The sequence below is a fragment of the Ramlibacter sp. genome (assembly GCF_036383835.1).
In the GTDB taxonomy this organism is placed as follows: domain Bacteria; phylum Pseudomonadota; class Gammaproteobacteria; order Burkholderiales; family Burkholderiaceae_C; genus Ramlibacter.
Genome location: NZ_DASVNN010000040.1, coordinates 18946 through 31357, shown reverse-complemented (window position 1 = coordinate 31357; position 12412 = coordinate 18946). Strand labels below are relative to the sequence as shown.

Annotated in this window: 13 protein-coding genes; 8 read left to right on the top strand and 5 right to left on the bottom strand. The window is 69.6% G+C overall.

All coding sequences use genetic code 11. The annotated features are described in order from the left end of the window. A partial coding sequence (locus VF522_RS06945) for a molybdopterin dinucleotide binding domain-containing protein (RefSeq protein ID WP_330907502.1) occupies nucleotides 1-1467 on the top strand: 1467 nt, incomplete at its 5' end. A gap of 3 nt (nucleotides 1468-1470) precedes the next feature. Here the strand turns inward: VF522_RS06945 and VF522_RS06940 are convergent. The 5 genes from VF522_RS06940 to VF522_RS06920 are packed head-to-tail and all read right to left on the bottom strand — an operon-like array spanning nucleotide 1471 to nucleotide 6519. After that, nucleotides 1471-2202, bottom strand: coding sequence for an SDR family NAD(P)-dependent oxidoreductase (locus VF522_RS06940; RefSeq protein ID WP_330907501.1), 732 nt, complete (start codon nucleotides 2200-2202; stop codon nucleotides 1471-1473). Further along, complete coding sequence (locus tag VF522_RS06935; RefSeq protein ID WP_330907500.1) at nucleotides 2199-3575, bottom strand: MmgE/PrpD family protein; 1377 nt, start codon at nucleotides 3573-3575, stop codon at nucleotides 2199-2201. The genes VF522_RS06940 and VF522_RS06935 overlap by 4 nt, the downstream gene beginning before the upstream one ends. Next, nucleotides 3572-5083 (bottom strand): tripartite tricarboxylate transporter permease, encoded by a 1512-nt coding sequence (locus tag VF522_RS06930; protein ID WP_330907499.1) that lies wholly within the window; start codon nucleotides 5081-5083, stop codon nucleotides 3572-3574. The genes VF522_RS06935 and VF522_RS06930 overlap by 4 nt, the downstream gene beginning before the upstream one ends. A 3-nt stretch (nucleotides 5084-5086) precedes the next feature. Further along, nucleotides 5087-5563 carry a tripartite tricarboxylate transporter TctB family protein gene (locus VF522_RS06925; protein ID WP_330907498.1) on the bottom strand — a complete coding sequence of 159 codons (477 nt, stop codon included), beginning with the start codon at nucleotides 5561-5563 and terminating at the stop codon, nucleotides 5087-5089. Continuing rightward, nucleotides 5560-6519, bottom strand: coding sequence for a tripartite tricarboxylate transporter substrate binding protein (locus VF522_RS06920; protein WP_330907497.1), 960 nt, complete (start codon nucleotides 6517-6519; stop codon nucleotides 5560-5562). The genes VF522_RS06925 and VF522_RS06920 overlap by 4 nt, the downstream gene beginning before the upstream one ends. Nucleotides 6520-6639: 120 nt before the next feature. On the opposite strand from VF522_RS06920, the gene ybiB reads away from it, so the two are divergent. The 7 genes from ybiB (at nucleotide 6640) to VF522_RS06885 (ending at nucleotide 12384) form a co-directional block, all read left to right on the top strand. Further along, entirely contained in the window at nucleotides 6640-7545 is a 906-nt protein-coding gene (gene ybiB / locus VF522_RS06915; protein WP_330907496.1) for a DNA-binding protein YbiB, read from the top strand. After that, entirely contained in the window at nucleotides 7542-8315 is a 774-nt protein-coding gene (gene cobA / locus VF522_RS06910; protein WP_330907495.1) for a uroporphyrinogen-III C-methyltransferase, read from the top strand. The genes ybiB and cobA overlap by 4 nt, the downstream gene beginning before the upstream one ends. 139 nt (nucleotides 8316-8454) lie before the next feature. Beyond that, a complete protein-coding gene (locus tag VF522_RS06905) occupies nucleotides 8455-8925 on the top strand; it encodes a cache domain-containing protein (protein WP_330907494.1) in 471 nt (156 codons plus the stop codon). Between the two features lie 181 nt (nucleotides 8926-9106). Further along, nucleotides 9107-10231, top strand: coding sequence for a sterol desaturase family protein (locus VF522_RS06900; protein WP_330907493.1), 1125 nt, complete (start codon nucleotides 9107-9109; stop codon nucleotides 10229-10231). A 29-nt stretch (nucleotides 10232-10260) separates the two neighbouring features. After that, nucleotides 10261-11475: an NAD(P)/FAD-dependent oxidoreductase gene (locus tag VF522_RS06895; protein WP_330907492.1), complete on the top strand. Its 1215-nt coding sequence runs from the start codon at nucleotides 10261-10263 to the stop codon at nucleotides 11473-11475. Nucleotides 11476-11640: 165 nt separating this feature from the next. Beyond that, complete coding sequence (gene rpsU, locus VF522_RS06890) at nucleotides 11641-11853, top strand: 30S ribosomal protein S21 (protein ID WP_104301834.1); 213 nt, start codon at nucleotides 11641-11643, stop codon at nucleotides 11851-11853. An 81-nt stretch (nucleotides 11854-11934) separates the two neighbouring features. Beyond that, entirely contained in the window at nucleotides 11935-12384 is a 450-nt protein-coding gene (locus VF522_RS06885) for a GatB/YqeY domain-containing protein (RefSeq protein WP_330907491.1), read from the top strand. Nucleotides 12385-12412 lie beyond the last annotated feature (28 nt).

Below are 12412 nucleotides of genomic sequence, written 5' to 3'. Positions count from 1 at the left end.
CTGCTGCCGGCCACCACCTGGGGTGAGAAGGACGGCACCGTGACCAACAGCGAGCGCCGCATCTCGCGCGTGCGCAACGCGGTGCGGCGCCCCGGCGAGACGCGCGACGACTGGGCGATCGCCGCCGACTTCGCGCGCCGGCTCCAGGCGCAGCTCGGGTCTGCCGGCGCGCTCTTTCCCTACGCCGACGCCGAGTCCGTGTGGAACGAGCACCGCGAATCCACCCGCGGCCGCGACCTCGACATCACTGGACTCTCGTACGCGTTGATCGAACGTTCCCCGCAGCAATGGCCCTTTCCCGAAGGCGCCGCGCAGGGCCGCGAGCGCCTCTACGCCGACGGCGTCTTCCCCACCGCCGACGGCAAGGCGCGCTTCGCCGACGTCGCCTACAAGCCGGTCGCCGAGCCGCGCGAATCGCGCTATCCCTTCTCGCTCACCACCGGGCGCCTGCGCGACCAGTGGCACGGCATGAGCCGCACCGGCACGCTCGGCCGCCTGTTCGGCCACGTGCCGGAGCCGGTGGTGCAGATGCACCCGCAGGACATCGCTCGGCGCGGCCTCAAGGAAGGCGACCTGGCGCACGTCACTTCCAAGCGCGGCTCCATCGTGCTGCCGGTGCAGGCGAGCACGGAGCTCTCGCCCAGCCAGGCCTTCATCGCGATGCACTGGGGCGGCGAATTCCTGGGCGGCGTGTCCAGCACCGGCGAGCGCCTTTCGGGTGTCAACGCGATCACCACTTCGGCTTATTGCCCCATCTCGAAGCAGCCCGAGCTGAAGCACGCGGCCGTGAAGATCCTGAAGGCGGAACTGCCGTGGACGCTGCTGGCCGTCGCCTGGCTGCCGCCCGGCCGCGCGCTGGAAGCACGCGAGCAACTGAAGGCGCTGATGGAAGTGTTCCCCTTCGCCGCCTGCGTGCCCTTCTCCAACAACGCGCCGCTGGAACAGGCCGCGAGCCGCGAACGCACCGGCGTGCTGTTCCGGGCCGCGGCGTACGAAGCACCGCCGGAAGAACTCGTGCAAAAGCTGGAGACGCTGCTCGGACTCACCGGCATCGAGACCCTGCGCTACGCCGACAAGCGCAAGGGCCAGCGCCGCAGCGTGCGCGTGCAGAAGCACGGCGCCGACATGAAGCTGGAGGCCTTGCTGCTGGCCGGCGACACCAGCGCCGAAGCCTGGCTCAAGGCGCTGCTGCTGCAGGAGCTGCCCGCGCAGGCCTACGGCCGCCAGCTGCTCGCGCCGGGTGCCAAAGCGCCGGTGGCCGTGCAGCAGAAGGGCAAGCAGGTATGCAGCTGTTTCGGCGTGGAAGCGCCGGCGATCGAGAAGCACGTCGCGGCTTGCGGTGGCTCGCACGAAGAAAGGCTCGCATCGCTGCAGGGCCAATTGAAGTGCGGCACCAACTGCGGCTCCTGCGTGCCCGAACTCAAGCGCATCATCCGTTCGGTGATCCCGCTGGCGCAGGCGGCGTAGCCTTCAACCGCCCAGGTAGGCTCCACCGTTGACGTGGACCACCTGGCCGGTGACGAAGCGCGCACCGGGGCCGGCGAGCCAGCGCACGGCGTCGGCCACTTCGTCCGGCGTGCCGCGCCGCCCGAGCAGGGTCTGGTGCACGGCGTGGTGCTGCGGCCGCGGATTCGCGCGCTGGGTGTCGATGAGCCCCGGCGACACGCAGTTGACCGTGATGCCCTGCGGCGCCAGCTCGGTGGCCAGCGCGCGCGTCATGCCCACCAGGCCCGCCTTGGCCGTCACCACCTGCACGCGTTGGGCCGCACCCGTGTGGGCCGTGAGCCCGCCGATGTTGACGATGGCCGCCGCGTCGCCGGTCTTCAGCAGCGGCAGCGCCGCTTGCGTGCAATGGAAGGCGCCGTCGAGGCAGACCGCGAAGGCCTGGCGCCACGACTCGAACGAGGTCTGTTCGAACGGCGATTCGGCACGGACCGCCGCGTTGTTGACCAGCACGTCGAGGCGGCCGAATCGCGTCTTCACCTCGTCGAACATCGCGTCGACCGCCGCGCGATCGCTCACGTCCGCAAGGCAGGCGATCGCTTCGCCGCCCGCCGCGACGATCTCCCCCGCCACCGCCTCGACCTCGTCACGATGGGAACGGGCGTTCACGACGACGGCCAGGCCGTCATGCGCGAGTGCCAGCGCGATCGCGCGGCCGATGTTGCGGCCGGCGCCGGTGACGAGCGCGACGCGCTTCACGCGCAGCGCAGCGCCCGCAGGTCCAGCCGCGGCGCGTCGGGAACGTGCGCGAGCAGGTCCAGGAACTCGTCGGCCCGGTCCTCCAGGCCGCCGTAGGCACAGTTCGCGCGGAACTTCCTCACCAGGTCCTCGAAGGCCAGCGGCTCCTCGACCCCGCCGCGGAAATGCCCCTGGCGCATTTCGCGCACCTCGCCATTGCGCAGGGTGACGCGCAGGTGGCCGGTGAACTGGCGCGGATACGGGTTGTCGGGATCGATCACGTAGCGCACCTTGCCCGCGAGCGCGCGCACCCGCGGGTCCTGCACCACGGACTCCTCGTACTCGCCCAGGCCCGCGTCGTCGCGCAGCATGCCCACGGCAATCGCATACGGAACGCTGAACTTGGCGGCATAGCCGTTGCGCGGATTCTGCTTGGAGGCCAGCGGCTCCCACAGCCGATGCACGATGCCCTCGGCCGTCTCGCATTCGATGGATTCCACCTGCGCGGGGTCGAGGCCGCCCGCCACCAGCTTGCGCGCGCAGTCGATGTAGGGATGCGCCATGGTTCCGCAGGCGTAGGGCTTGAAGGCGATGTCGGCCGCCAGCCAGCGCGTGCCGGCGCCCGCGAGCATCTCGTCGAAGCGGCCCTCGTGCGTGCGGGCGAAGGCATGGAAGAAGCCGTGCTCGCCCTCGAACACCGTGCGCGGGCCGCTGAAGCCGGCCTGCGCCATGCGCGCGGCGCGATACCCCGCCTGCGCCGCCCAGCCCGGGTGCATGCGCTTGGTCCAGGCGCCTTCGGCCAGGTACTCGATGATCCCGGAGGCCATGCTCGCCGCCACGCCCATCGCGTCGACCAGCTGCTTCGCGTCGAGCCGCAGCGCCGAGCCGACGCCGGCGGCCGCGCCGATCGCGCCGAACACCGCCGTCGGATGGAAGCCGGCCTTGTGCACCAGCTTGGGCGCGACGAGGCAGAGGCGGCAGATCACTTCCGAGCCCACCGCGATGCCGCGCACGAGGTCGGGGCCGCCCAGGCCGTGGCGCTCCGCGGTGGCGAGCAGCGCGGGCACGACCACCGCGCCTGCGTGCGCGGGTCCGCCTTCGAAGGTGTCGTCGAAGTCCTCGCCGTGCGCGGCGGTGCCGTTGCACAGCGCCGCCATCGCGAGGCCGAGTGGCCGCGCGTGGCCGATGACCGTGCAGTCGCCGGGCTCGTCGCTCGCCTGCAGGGTGGCGCGCACGAAGTCGGTGTCGCGTGCCGCGATGCAGATGCCGGCGATGTCCACCAGCAGGGAGCGGCACACGGTGCGCATCGCCTCGGGTGGCTGCGCGGGCAGGCCCGCGATGACGTCGGCCAGCCGTTCGGCGACGCTGGGTTCGCTGGATGGGATGCTGCTCACGTGGTCTGCTCCTCCAGGGGGGTCAAGGACTTCTTCTTGCGCGGCCCGCGCAATTCCTGCCAGGTCGAATAGGCGGTCAGCGCCGCGGCCGCGACCAGCAGGCCGAGCGACACCTTGTCGGTGAGGAAGATCCCGTGGTGCCCGCCTGACAGCAGCAGGCTGCGGCGGTAGTTGGACTCGATCATGAAACCGAGCACCGCGCCCAGCACCATGGGCAGCATGGGCACCTGGCACAGGCGCAGCAGGTAGCCGAGCACCCCGACGCCCAGCACGAGCCCCACTTCGAACAGGCTCTGGTTCACCGAATACACGCCGGACACGACCAGCGCGAGGATGAAGGCGATCAGCCAGTGCTTGGGCCGGTTCACCAGCCAGATGCAGGGCGACAGGATCACCAGCCCGATCAGCAGCATCGCGATGTTGGCGATCAGCAGCCCGCCATAAAGCCCGTAGACCACGTGCGGCGCCTTCTCGAACAGCATCGGGCCGGGTTGCAGGCCGTGGATCAGGAAGCCCCCCAGCAGCACGGCCGCCGAATTGGAACCGGGGATGCCCAGGCTCAGGAGCGGCACCAGCGCCGTCGCCGTGACCACGTTGTTGGAGGACTCCGGCGCGGCCACCGCTTCGGGCGAGCCCTTGCCGAATTCCTCCGGATGCTTCGACCAGCGCCGCGCCTCCGAATAGGACATGAAGGCCGCGATCGTGCCGCCGCCGCCGGGCGTGACGCCTTCGAAGGTGCCGATCGCGCAGCCGATCGCGGTGGGCCTGAAGAGCCGTTTCATCATCAGCCAGTCGGGCAGCTTCAGCCGCGTCTGGCCCGCATCGGCCTTGGCCCACTGCGGCTCGCTGATCTGCACCAGCATTTCGGACACGGCGAACAGGCCCACCATGACCAGCAGCGGCTTGATGCCGCCCAGCAGGTCCGGATGCTCGAAGGTGAAGCGCGACACGCCCGACACCGGGTCGCTGCCCACCATCGCGAACATCAGCCCGATCACCGCGGCGATCAGGCCCTTCAGCAGGGAGCCTCCCGACAGGCTGGCGATCACCGAGATCCCGAGGATGCCCAGCGCGAAGTACGCCATGGGCGTGAAGGCGAGCGCCACGGTGGCCAGCGGCTTGGTCGCGACGACCAGCACCACGAGCCCGAACAGGCCGCCCACCAGGCCGGCCATCAGCGAGATGCCCAGCGCTTCGCCGGCGCGGCCCTGGCGCGCCATCTCGTAGCCGTCGATGGTGGTGGCGGCGGCGGAATTGGTGCCGGGCGTGCGGATCAGGATCGCGGGGATGGAACCGCCGTATTCCGCGCCCACGTAGACGCTGGCGAGCAGCACGATGGCGGTGACCGGATCCATGCCGTAGGTCATGGGCAGCAGCAGCGCCATCGCGATCGACGGCGAGATGCCGGGCAGCGCCCCGCCGAAGATGCCCCAGAGCACGCCCGCGAAAGCGGCCGGGATCGCCCAGCCGCCGGTGAGCGCGGCAAAGGCCTGCGAGAGGGCTTGCATGGCCTACCTTTCGAACAGGGTGCCGGGCGGCATGGCGATGCCGAACACGTGCACGAACAGCACCCAGAAGCCGATCCCGGCGACCACCGCCACCAGCAACAGGTGGCGTCCCGGCGCGGCGCCGGCATAGGCCGCGCTGGCGGCAACCAGCAGGCCGGTGGCCACCGCGTATCCGACCCAGGGCGCGAGCAGCACGTAGGCGGCCAGAATCCCGAGCAGGCCGAGCGCCCGCACGTGCGGCTGCAACTTGCGCGCGAGCGCCGCGTCATCGTCCTTGGCAGCAGGGGCGCGTCCCAGGCTGCGCAGGCAAAGCAGCACGCCGAGGAGGCCCATCGCCCAGCCCAGCACGCGCGGCACGCCGTCCGCGCCCACCGCATCCGACAGCAGGCTTTGCGGGATGCGCACGGCCACCTGGTGGTAGCCGAGCGCCACGACGACGGCGGCGAGCCCCAGGAAGAAATCCGCGCGGCGCGCGATCATTTGCCCGTGACCCCGAGTTCCTTCAGCGTCTGCGTGATGTCGCCGGCGAATTCGTTGGTGAAGCGCACCGCCTCGTCGTGGCCCATGAGCGTCGGCACGAGGTTGCTGTCGGTGTAGCTTTTCTTGAAGGCGGGATCGGCCATGACCTTGCGCAGGCCGGCTTCCAGCGCCTTGGCGGCCTCGGGCGACACGCCCTTGGGCGCGGCGAGGCCGCGGAACTTGCGCACCGAGATGTCGACGCCCTGCTCGCGCGCGGTCGGCACGTTGGGGAAGGTGGCCAGCCGCTTGTCCGAGAGCACCGCCAGGATGCGCACCTTGCCGGCCTGCAGCTGCGACTGCAGTTCCTGCACCTCGCCGACACCGATGTCCAGGGTGCCGTTCAGCACGTTGATCATCATGTCGCCGCCGCCCTCGTGCGGCACCACCGGCACCTTGACGTTGACCTTGCGCGACATGCGCTCCAGGGCGATGCGTTCCAGCGACGCCGGCGTCGCGGCGCCCCAGCGCGCCTTCGACGGGTTGCGCCGGGCGTGCTCGATGACGTCGGTGAGGCTCTTGAACGGCGCGTCGGCGCGGGTGAACACCACTTCCGGGTCCTCGAACACGATCGCGACCGGCTCCAGCGCGGTGTAGTTCACGTCCGGCTTCGACAGCAGGCTGGTCTGGATGTAGGTCGGCGTGGTGGCGTAGAAGATGCTGCCGTCCGGCTTGCCCTTGGCCACGTGCGCCATCGCCTTGGCGCCGCTGCCGCCGCTGACGTTCTCCACCGTGAAGTTGACGCCCATGATCGGCCCGAGATGCCTGGCCAGGTCGCGCAGGAACACGTCGCTGCCGCCCCCGGGGCTGGAGTGCGTGACCAGCGTCACGCGCTGGTGCGGATAGCCCTGGGCCCCCGCGGGCGCCATCGCCAATGCCGCCAGCGCGAAGGCGGCGGTCCGGAACAGGTACGACTTCATGCGGTCCCCCTTTCGGTCGCGGGCAGTGTCGCAGCGCCCCCACGTCGCGGCATCAGGGTAGACCCGGCCGGCGAATTCAGCTTATTCCCGGAGGTCATCAAGGCTCTGGGACAATTGCGCGTGGGCATCAGCCAGTACCTCAAGGAAATCGGCCGCGGCAAGCAAGGCGCGCGGCCGCTCGATCGCGCCCAGGCGGCGGACCTGTTCGGGCAGGTCCTCGATGGTGGGGTGAGCGACCTCGAGATCGGCGCCTTCTGCATCGCCATGCGCGTGAAGGGCGAAACTCCCGAGGAGATGTGCGGCTTCCTGGATGCCGCCCAGTCCCGCCTGCAACGCGTGCCCGCCGCGAGCGGCAGGACGATGGTCGTGCTGCCCAGCTACAACGGCGCGCGGCGGCTGCCGGTGCTCACCCCCCTGCTGGCCGGCCTGCTTGCCCGGCGCGGGCTGCCGGTGTTGATCCACGGGACCGCCACCGAATCGAGCCGCGTCGTGGTGCGCGACGTATTGCATGCCCTGGACATCCAGGTGCACGAGGCGGTGCCCACGGTGCGCGACGGCCAGGTCGCCTTCGTGCCCACCGAGGTGCTGTCCCCCGGCCTGAAGCGGCTGCTCGACGCCCGCAAGCTGATCGGCCTGCGCAACAGCGCCCACAGCCTGGTGAAGCTGATGAACCCCTGCGCCGGCGAGGCCGTGATCGTCAGCAGCTACACCCACCCGGAATACGCGATCTCCATGGGAGCGGTCTTCGAAATGATGGGATCGACCGCCCTGCTCCTGCGCGGCACCGAAGGCGAGGTGGTCGCCGATGCCCGCCGGCTGCCGCAGATGGACGGCTTCGTGCGCGGACGGCGCATCCCGCTGGAAGAAGGCCGCAAGGGAACCCTCACGGACCTGCCGCATCTGCCCAAGGAGGTCGACCCCGAAACCACCGCGGCCTACATCCGCGACGTGCTCGCGGAGCGCAAGGCCGTCCCCGACTCGATGGCGCTCCAGGTGGAACACATCTTGCGTCTGGCTACCCCATGAACACAGGCAAAGTCACCCTCGTCGGCGCCGGCCCCGGCGATCCCGAACTGCTGACCTTGAAGGCCCTCAAGGCGATCCAGTCGGCCACGCTGCTGCTGGTCGACGATCTCGTCGGCCGCGAGGTGGTGGCGCATGCCCGCAAGGACGCCCGGGTCGTCTACGTCGGCAAGCGCGGCGGCTGCAAGAGCACGCCGCAGGCCTTCATCGAGAAGCTGATGGTCATGGCCGCGCGCGAGGGCGAGAGCGTCGTGCGCCTCAAGGGCGGCGACCCCTTCATCTTCGGCCGCGGCGGCGAGGAGGTGGAACACCTGCGCGAAGCCGGCATCCACGTCGAGATCGTCAACGGCATCACGGCGGGCCTGGCCGCGGCCACCTCTCTGGGCGTGCCGCTCACGCACCGCGAGCATGCGCAGGGCGTGATCTTCCTCACGGGCCATGCCCAGAAGGGGGCGCAGGCACCGGACTGGAAATCGCTGGCGGCCGCGGCGCGCGACGCCCGCCTCACCCTGGTGATCTACATGGGCGTCAGCAGCGCTTCGCGCATCCAGGACGACCTGCTCAGCGGCCTGCCGGCGGCGACGCCGGTGGCGGTCGTGCAGCGGGCTTCCCTGGCGGACCAGCGACACGCGGTCACCACCCTCGGCGAACTGGCCGCCACCATCGAGCGCGAAGGACTGGCGAGCCCTTCGGTCATCGTGGTGGGCGACGTGGTGCGCGGCATCGCCGCTGCCGGCGCAGATCTCGCCGAACGGCGTCTGGCCCGGGCCTGAACGGTCGATCTTGCTGCAACTACGTAGTTACAGACTGTAGAGCAGATCCGAATAATCCAGCTGCCGGCGCGGATCTGCGTCCGGCTGGCGGTTGCCGCGCGGCGGCCGCCACGTCACAAGGAAACGTTGAGGAGCGACCGTGCTGGAACGGAAGAAGATGTTGCTGGGTGCGGCGCTTGCCGCGGGGTTGCTGGCCGGGACGGGTGCCCAGGCGGCAACGGAACGGGCCACGGCCAAGGAGGCCGAGACCATGGTGAAGAAGGCCGTCGCGCACGTGAAGGCCAGCGGGCGGCAGAAGGCCCTCGCGGACTTCAGCGACCGCAACGGCGTCTTCGTGGACCGCGACCTGTACATCACGGCCTACACGATGGACGGCACCAACGTCGCCCATCCGATCAACCCGAAGATGATCGGCCGCAACAACATGGAGCTGCGCGACATGGACGGCAAGGAATACGTCCGCGAGCGCATGACCCTGGCGCAGACCAAGTCCAGCTTCTGGCAGGACTACAAGTTCGTGGACCCGATCACGCGCAAGATCGAACCCAAGCAGATGTACTGCGAGCGCACCGACGACCTCGTGGTCTGCGGCGGCATCTACAAGCGCTGACGCCGGCGGCCCCCGGCCGCCCGGGATCATCGCGGCGCATGCAGGACGCGCCGCCCTCCCCCGCCCGCGACGCCATCGTCGCGGCTTGCGCCACTCGCTGCCAACTCCGTCACGTGTCATGCGCCAAATCGGCGGACACGTCGGGGACCGTGGCTAAACTGCGCCGCAAGAGGGGGAGTGCATGCTCGAAAAACTGAACGAATTCTCCGAAGGGCACGGCGAGCTCAAGCCGGGCGCGGGCCTGGTCACCGGCGTGCTGGCCATGGCGCTGGGCATCCTGTGCTTCCTCGGGGTGCTGGCCTTCCACTTTCCCGAGTACCTCACCACGCCGCAACTGCGCAGGAGCTACGACGTCGAGGTGCTGCGCAAGGTGCTGTTCGGCGCCATGGTGGTCGCGGGCGGGCTGAGCCTGGCCAACATCGTCCTGAACCGCTCGCGCTGGCTCGCGTCGTTCGCCTTTGCGCTCGTGGCGCTGGCTGCCTTGCTGGGCGGGCACAAGGTGCCGGTGAACGACTTCGCGGACAACACGCCCTACATCGGGCTGGACTGGTTCATCCTGGACCTGCTCGGCTCCTCGCTGATCTTCATCTTCGTGGAGAAGCTGTTCGCCCTGCGCCGCGACCAGCCGGTTTTCCGGGAAGAGTGGCAGACCGACCTGCACCACTTCATCGTCAACCACATGGTGGTGGGCTTCGTGCTGCTCGCGACGAACCTGCTGGTGCACAAGCTGTTCGGCTGGGCGGCCAACGACGGCGTGCGCGGCTGGGTGCAGGCCCTGCCCTTCTGGCCCGCGCTGTTCCTGATCGTCCTGGTGGCCGACCTGGTGCAGTACTGGACCCACCGCGCCTATCACGAGGTGCCGGCCTTGTGGCGCCTCCATGCGGTGCACCACAGCGTGAAGAGCATGGACTGGCTGGCGGGCTCGCGCCAGCACATCCTGGAACTGCTGATCACGCGCACGCTGGTGCTCGCGCCCATCTACGTGCTGGGATTCTCCAAGGAAGTGATCGACGCCTACATCGTGGTGGTGGGCTTCCAGGCGGTGTTCAACCACGCCAACGTCAGCGTGCGGCTCGGGCCGCTGCGCTACGTGGTCGTCACGCCCAACTTCCACCACTGGCACCACAGCCAGGACAATGAAGCGCTGGACCGCAATTACGCGGCCCACTTCGCCTTCCTCGACCACCTGTTCGGGACGGCCGTCCGCAGCGACCATGCCTGGCCGAAGGACTACGGCGTGCTGGGCGACTACGTGCCCAACGGCTTCTGGAAGCAGCTGAAGTTCCCGTTCACCTGGAAAGGTTGAGCGCCGCGGGGGCGGGATAATCCCGCCCCATGCCCGACTTCGACGCAGTCATCCTCGGTGCCGGCGCAGCCGGCCTCTTCTGTGCCGGGATGGCCGGGCAGCTCGGCGTGAAGGTGCTGCTGATCGACCACGCCGAGAAGGTGGCCGAGAAGATCCGCATCTCCGGCGGCGGGCGCTGCAACTTCACCAACCGCGACCTCGACCCCAGGGCGCCGCAGAAGCACTTCCTCGGCGGCAACGCCCACTTCTGCCGCTCGGCGCTGGCGCGCTACACGCCGCAGGACTTCATCGCCCTGGTGCGGAAGCACGGCATCGCGCACCACGAGAAGCACAAGGGCCAGCTGTTCGGGGACCACTCCTCCGACGACTTCATCCGCATGCTGCTGGCGGAATGCGCCACCGGCGGCGTGACGCACTGGCAGCCTTGCCGCGTCGAGGCGATCGCCCATGACGGCGAGGCCTACACCCTCCAGACCAGCCGCGGCCCGGTGCGGGCGCCGCGGGTGGTGATCGCGACCGGCGGCCTGTCCATCCCCAAGATCGGCGCCACCGACTTCGGCCACCGCGTCGCGCAGCAGTTCGGCCTGCGCGTGGCGCCGCTGCGGCCGGCGCTGGTGCCGCTCACCTTCGACGGCGAGGCCTGGCAGCCCTTCGCGCAGCTCGCGGGCCTGGCCCTGCCGGTGCGCATCGAGACCGGCGAGAAGAAGGAGCGGGTCGCGTTCGACGAGGACCTGCTCTTCACCCACCGCGGCCTGAGCGGCCCCGCCGTGCTGCAGATCTCCAGCTACTGGCGCGAAGGGCAGGCGATCCGCATCGATCTCGCGCCGGGGCAGGACTTGGCGGGCGAGCTGATGCAGGCCAAGGCCCGCTCGCGCAAGCTGGTGGCCAACGAACTCGCGCAATGGGTCCCTGCGCGGCTGGCCGATGCCTGGGCGCAGCAGGACCCGGCGCTGCAGCGCCCGGTCAACGAAGCGGGCGACAAGGCACTGCAGCAGCTGGCGCAGCGGCTGCAGCGCTGGGAACTGGTGCCGACGGGCTCCGAGGGCTACCGCAAGGCCGAAGTCACGGCCGGCGGCGTGGACACGCGCGACCTGTCGCAGCAGACCATGGAATCGAAGCAGCCCGGCCTGTACTTCATCGGCGAAGTGGTCGACGTGACCGGCTGGCTCGGCGGCTACAACTTCCAGTGGGCCTGGGCGAGCGCGAATGCCTGCGCGCAGGCGCTGGCGAAACCGGCCGAGTAGCCCGGGTGCGGCCCGGCAGAGCCAGCCCGGTTGCCGTGCTGCGCCGCAACGCTATAATCTCGGGCTTTGCTGGCAAACCCCCACCGGCCTGATCGAACTTAAGGTGGGGAACCCCCGGCTGGACGTCCTCGATCTTCGTCCGCCACACTGAATATTCAGGAAGTCATGACGACCATTCGTGTCAAGGAAAACGAGCCGTTTGACGTGGCCCTTCGCCGCTTCAAGCGCACCATCGAGAAGCTGGGCCTGCTCACCGAGCTGCGCGCCCGCGAGTTCTACGAAAAGCCGACCGCCGAGCGCAAGCGCAAGAAGGCCGCCGCCGTGAAGCGCCACTTCAAGCGCGTTCGCAGCATGCAGCTGCCGAAAAAGCTCTACTGAGCCCCGGCTGAACGCCCAGAAAGCCCGCCCGGGGACGCCCGCGCGGGCTTTTTTCATCCTTTTTTCACCAGGAAACAGACCATGGCCACGCTCAAGGAACGCATCACCGAAGACATGAAGGCCGCCATGCGCGCCAAGGAAACGGAGCGCCTGGGTGCCATCCGCATGCTCACCGCCGCCATCAAGCAGAAGGAAGTGGACGAGCGGGTGGAGCTGGACGACGCCAGCGTGGTGGCCATCGTCGACAAGCTGCTCAAGCAGCGCAAGGACAGCATCGAAGCCTTCCAGAAGGCCGGCCGCCAGGACCTGGTGGACAAGGAGCAGGCCGAAGTGGCGGTGCTGCAGGTCTACCTGCCGGCGCGGATGTCGGCCGACGAAGTGGCCGCGGAGGTCAGGGCGATCGTCGCGGAGCTGGGCGCCAAGGGGCCCGGCGACATGGGCAAGGTGATGGGCGCCGTGAAGCAGCGGCTGGCCGGCAAGGCCGACATGGGGCAGGTGTCGGCGGCGGTGAAGGCGGCGCTGGCGGGATAGACGTCATCCCCGCCTCGCGGGGATGACG

Bases quoted from the DNA above. Each gene is read 5' to 3' on its own strand.
- VF522_RS06885 (WP_330907491.1), top strand. From the start codon at position 11,935: ATGGCCACGCTCAAGGAACGCATCACCGAAGACATGAAGGCCGCCATG.
- VF522_RS06930 (WP_330907499.1), bottom strand. From the start codon at position 5,083: ATGCAAGCCCTCTCGCAGGCCTTTGCCGCGCTCACCGGCGGCTGGGCG.
- cobA (WP_330907495.1), top strand. From the start codon at position 7,542: ATGAACACAGGCAAAGTCACCCTCGTCGGCGCCGGCCCCGGCGATCCC.
- VF522_RS06895 (WP_330907492.1), top strand. From the start codon at position 10,261: ATGCCCGACTTCGACGCAGTCATCCTCGGTGCCGGCGCAGCCGGCCTC.
- rpsU (WP_104301834.1), top strand. From the start codon at position 11,641: ATGACGACCATTCGTGTCAAGGAAAACGAGCCGTTTGACGTGGCCCTT.
- VF522_RS06920 (WP_330907497.1), bottom strand. From the start codon at position 6,519: ATGAAGTCGTACCTGTTCCGGACCGCCGCCTTCGCGCTGGCGGCATTG.
- VF522_RS06925 (WP_330907498.1), bottom strand. From the start codon at position 5,563: ATGATCGCGCGCCGCGCGGATTTCTTCCTGGGGCTCGCCGCCGTCGTC.
- VF522_RS06900 (WP_330907493.1), top strand. From the start codon at position 9,107: ATGCTCGAAAAACTGAACGAATTCTCCGAAGGGCACGGCGAGCTCAAG.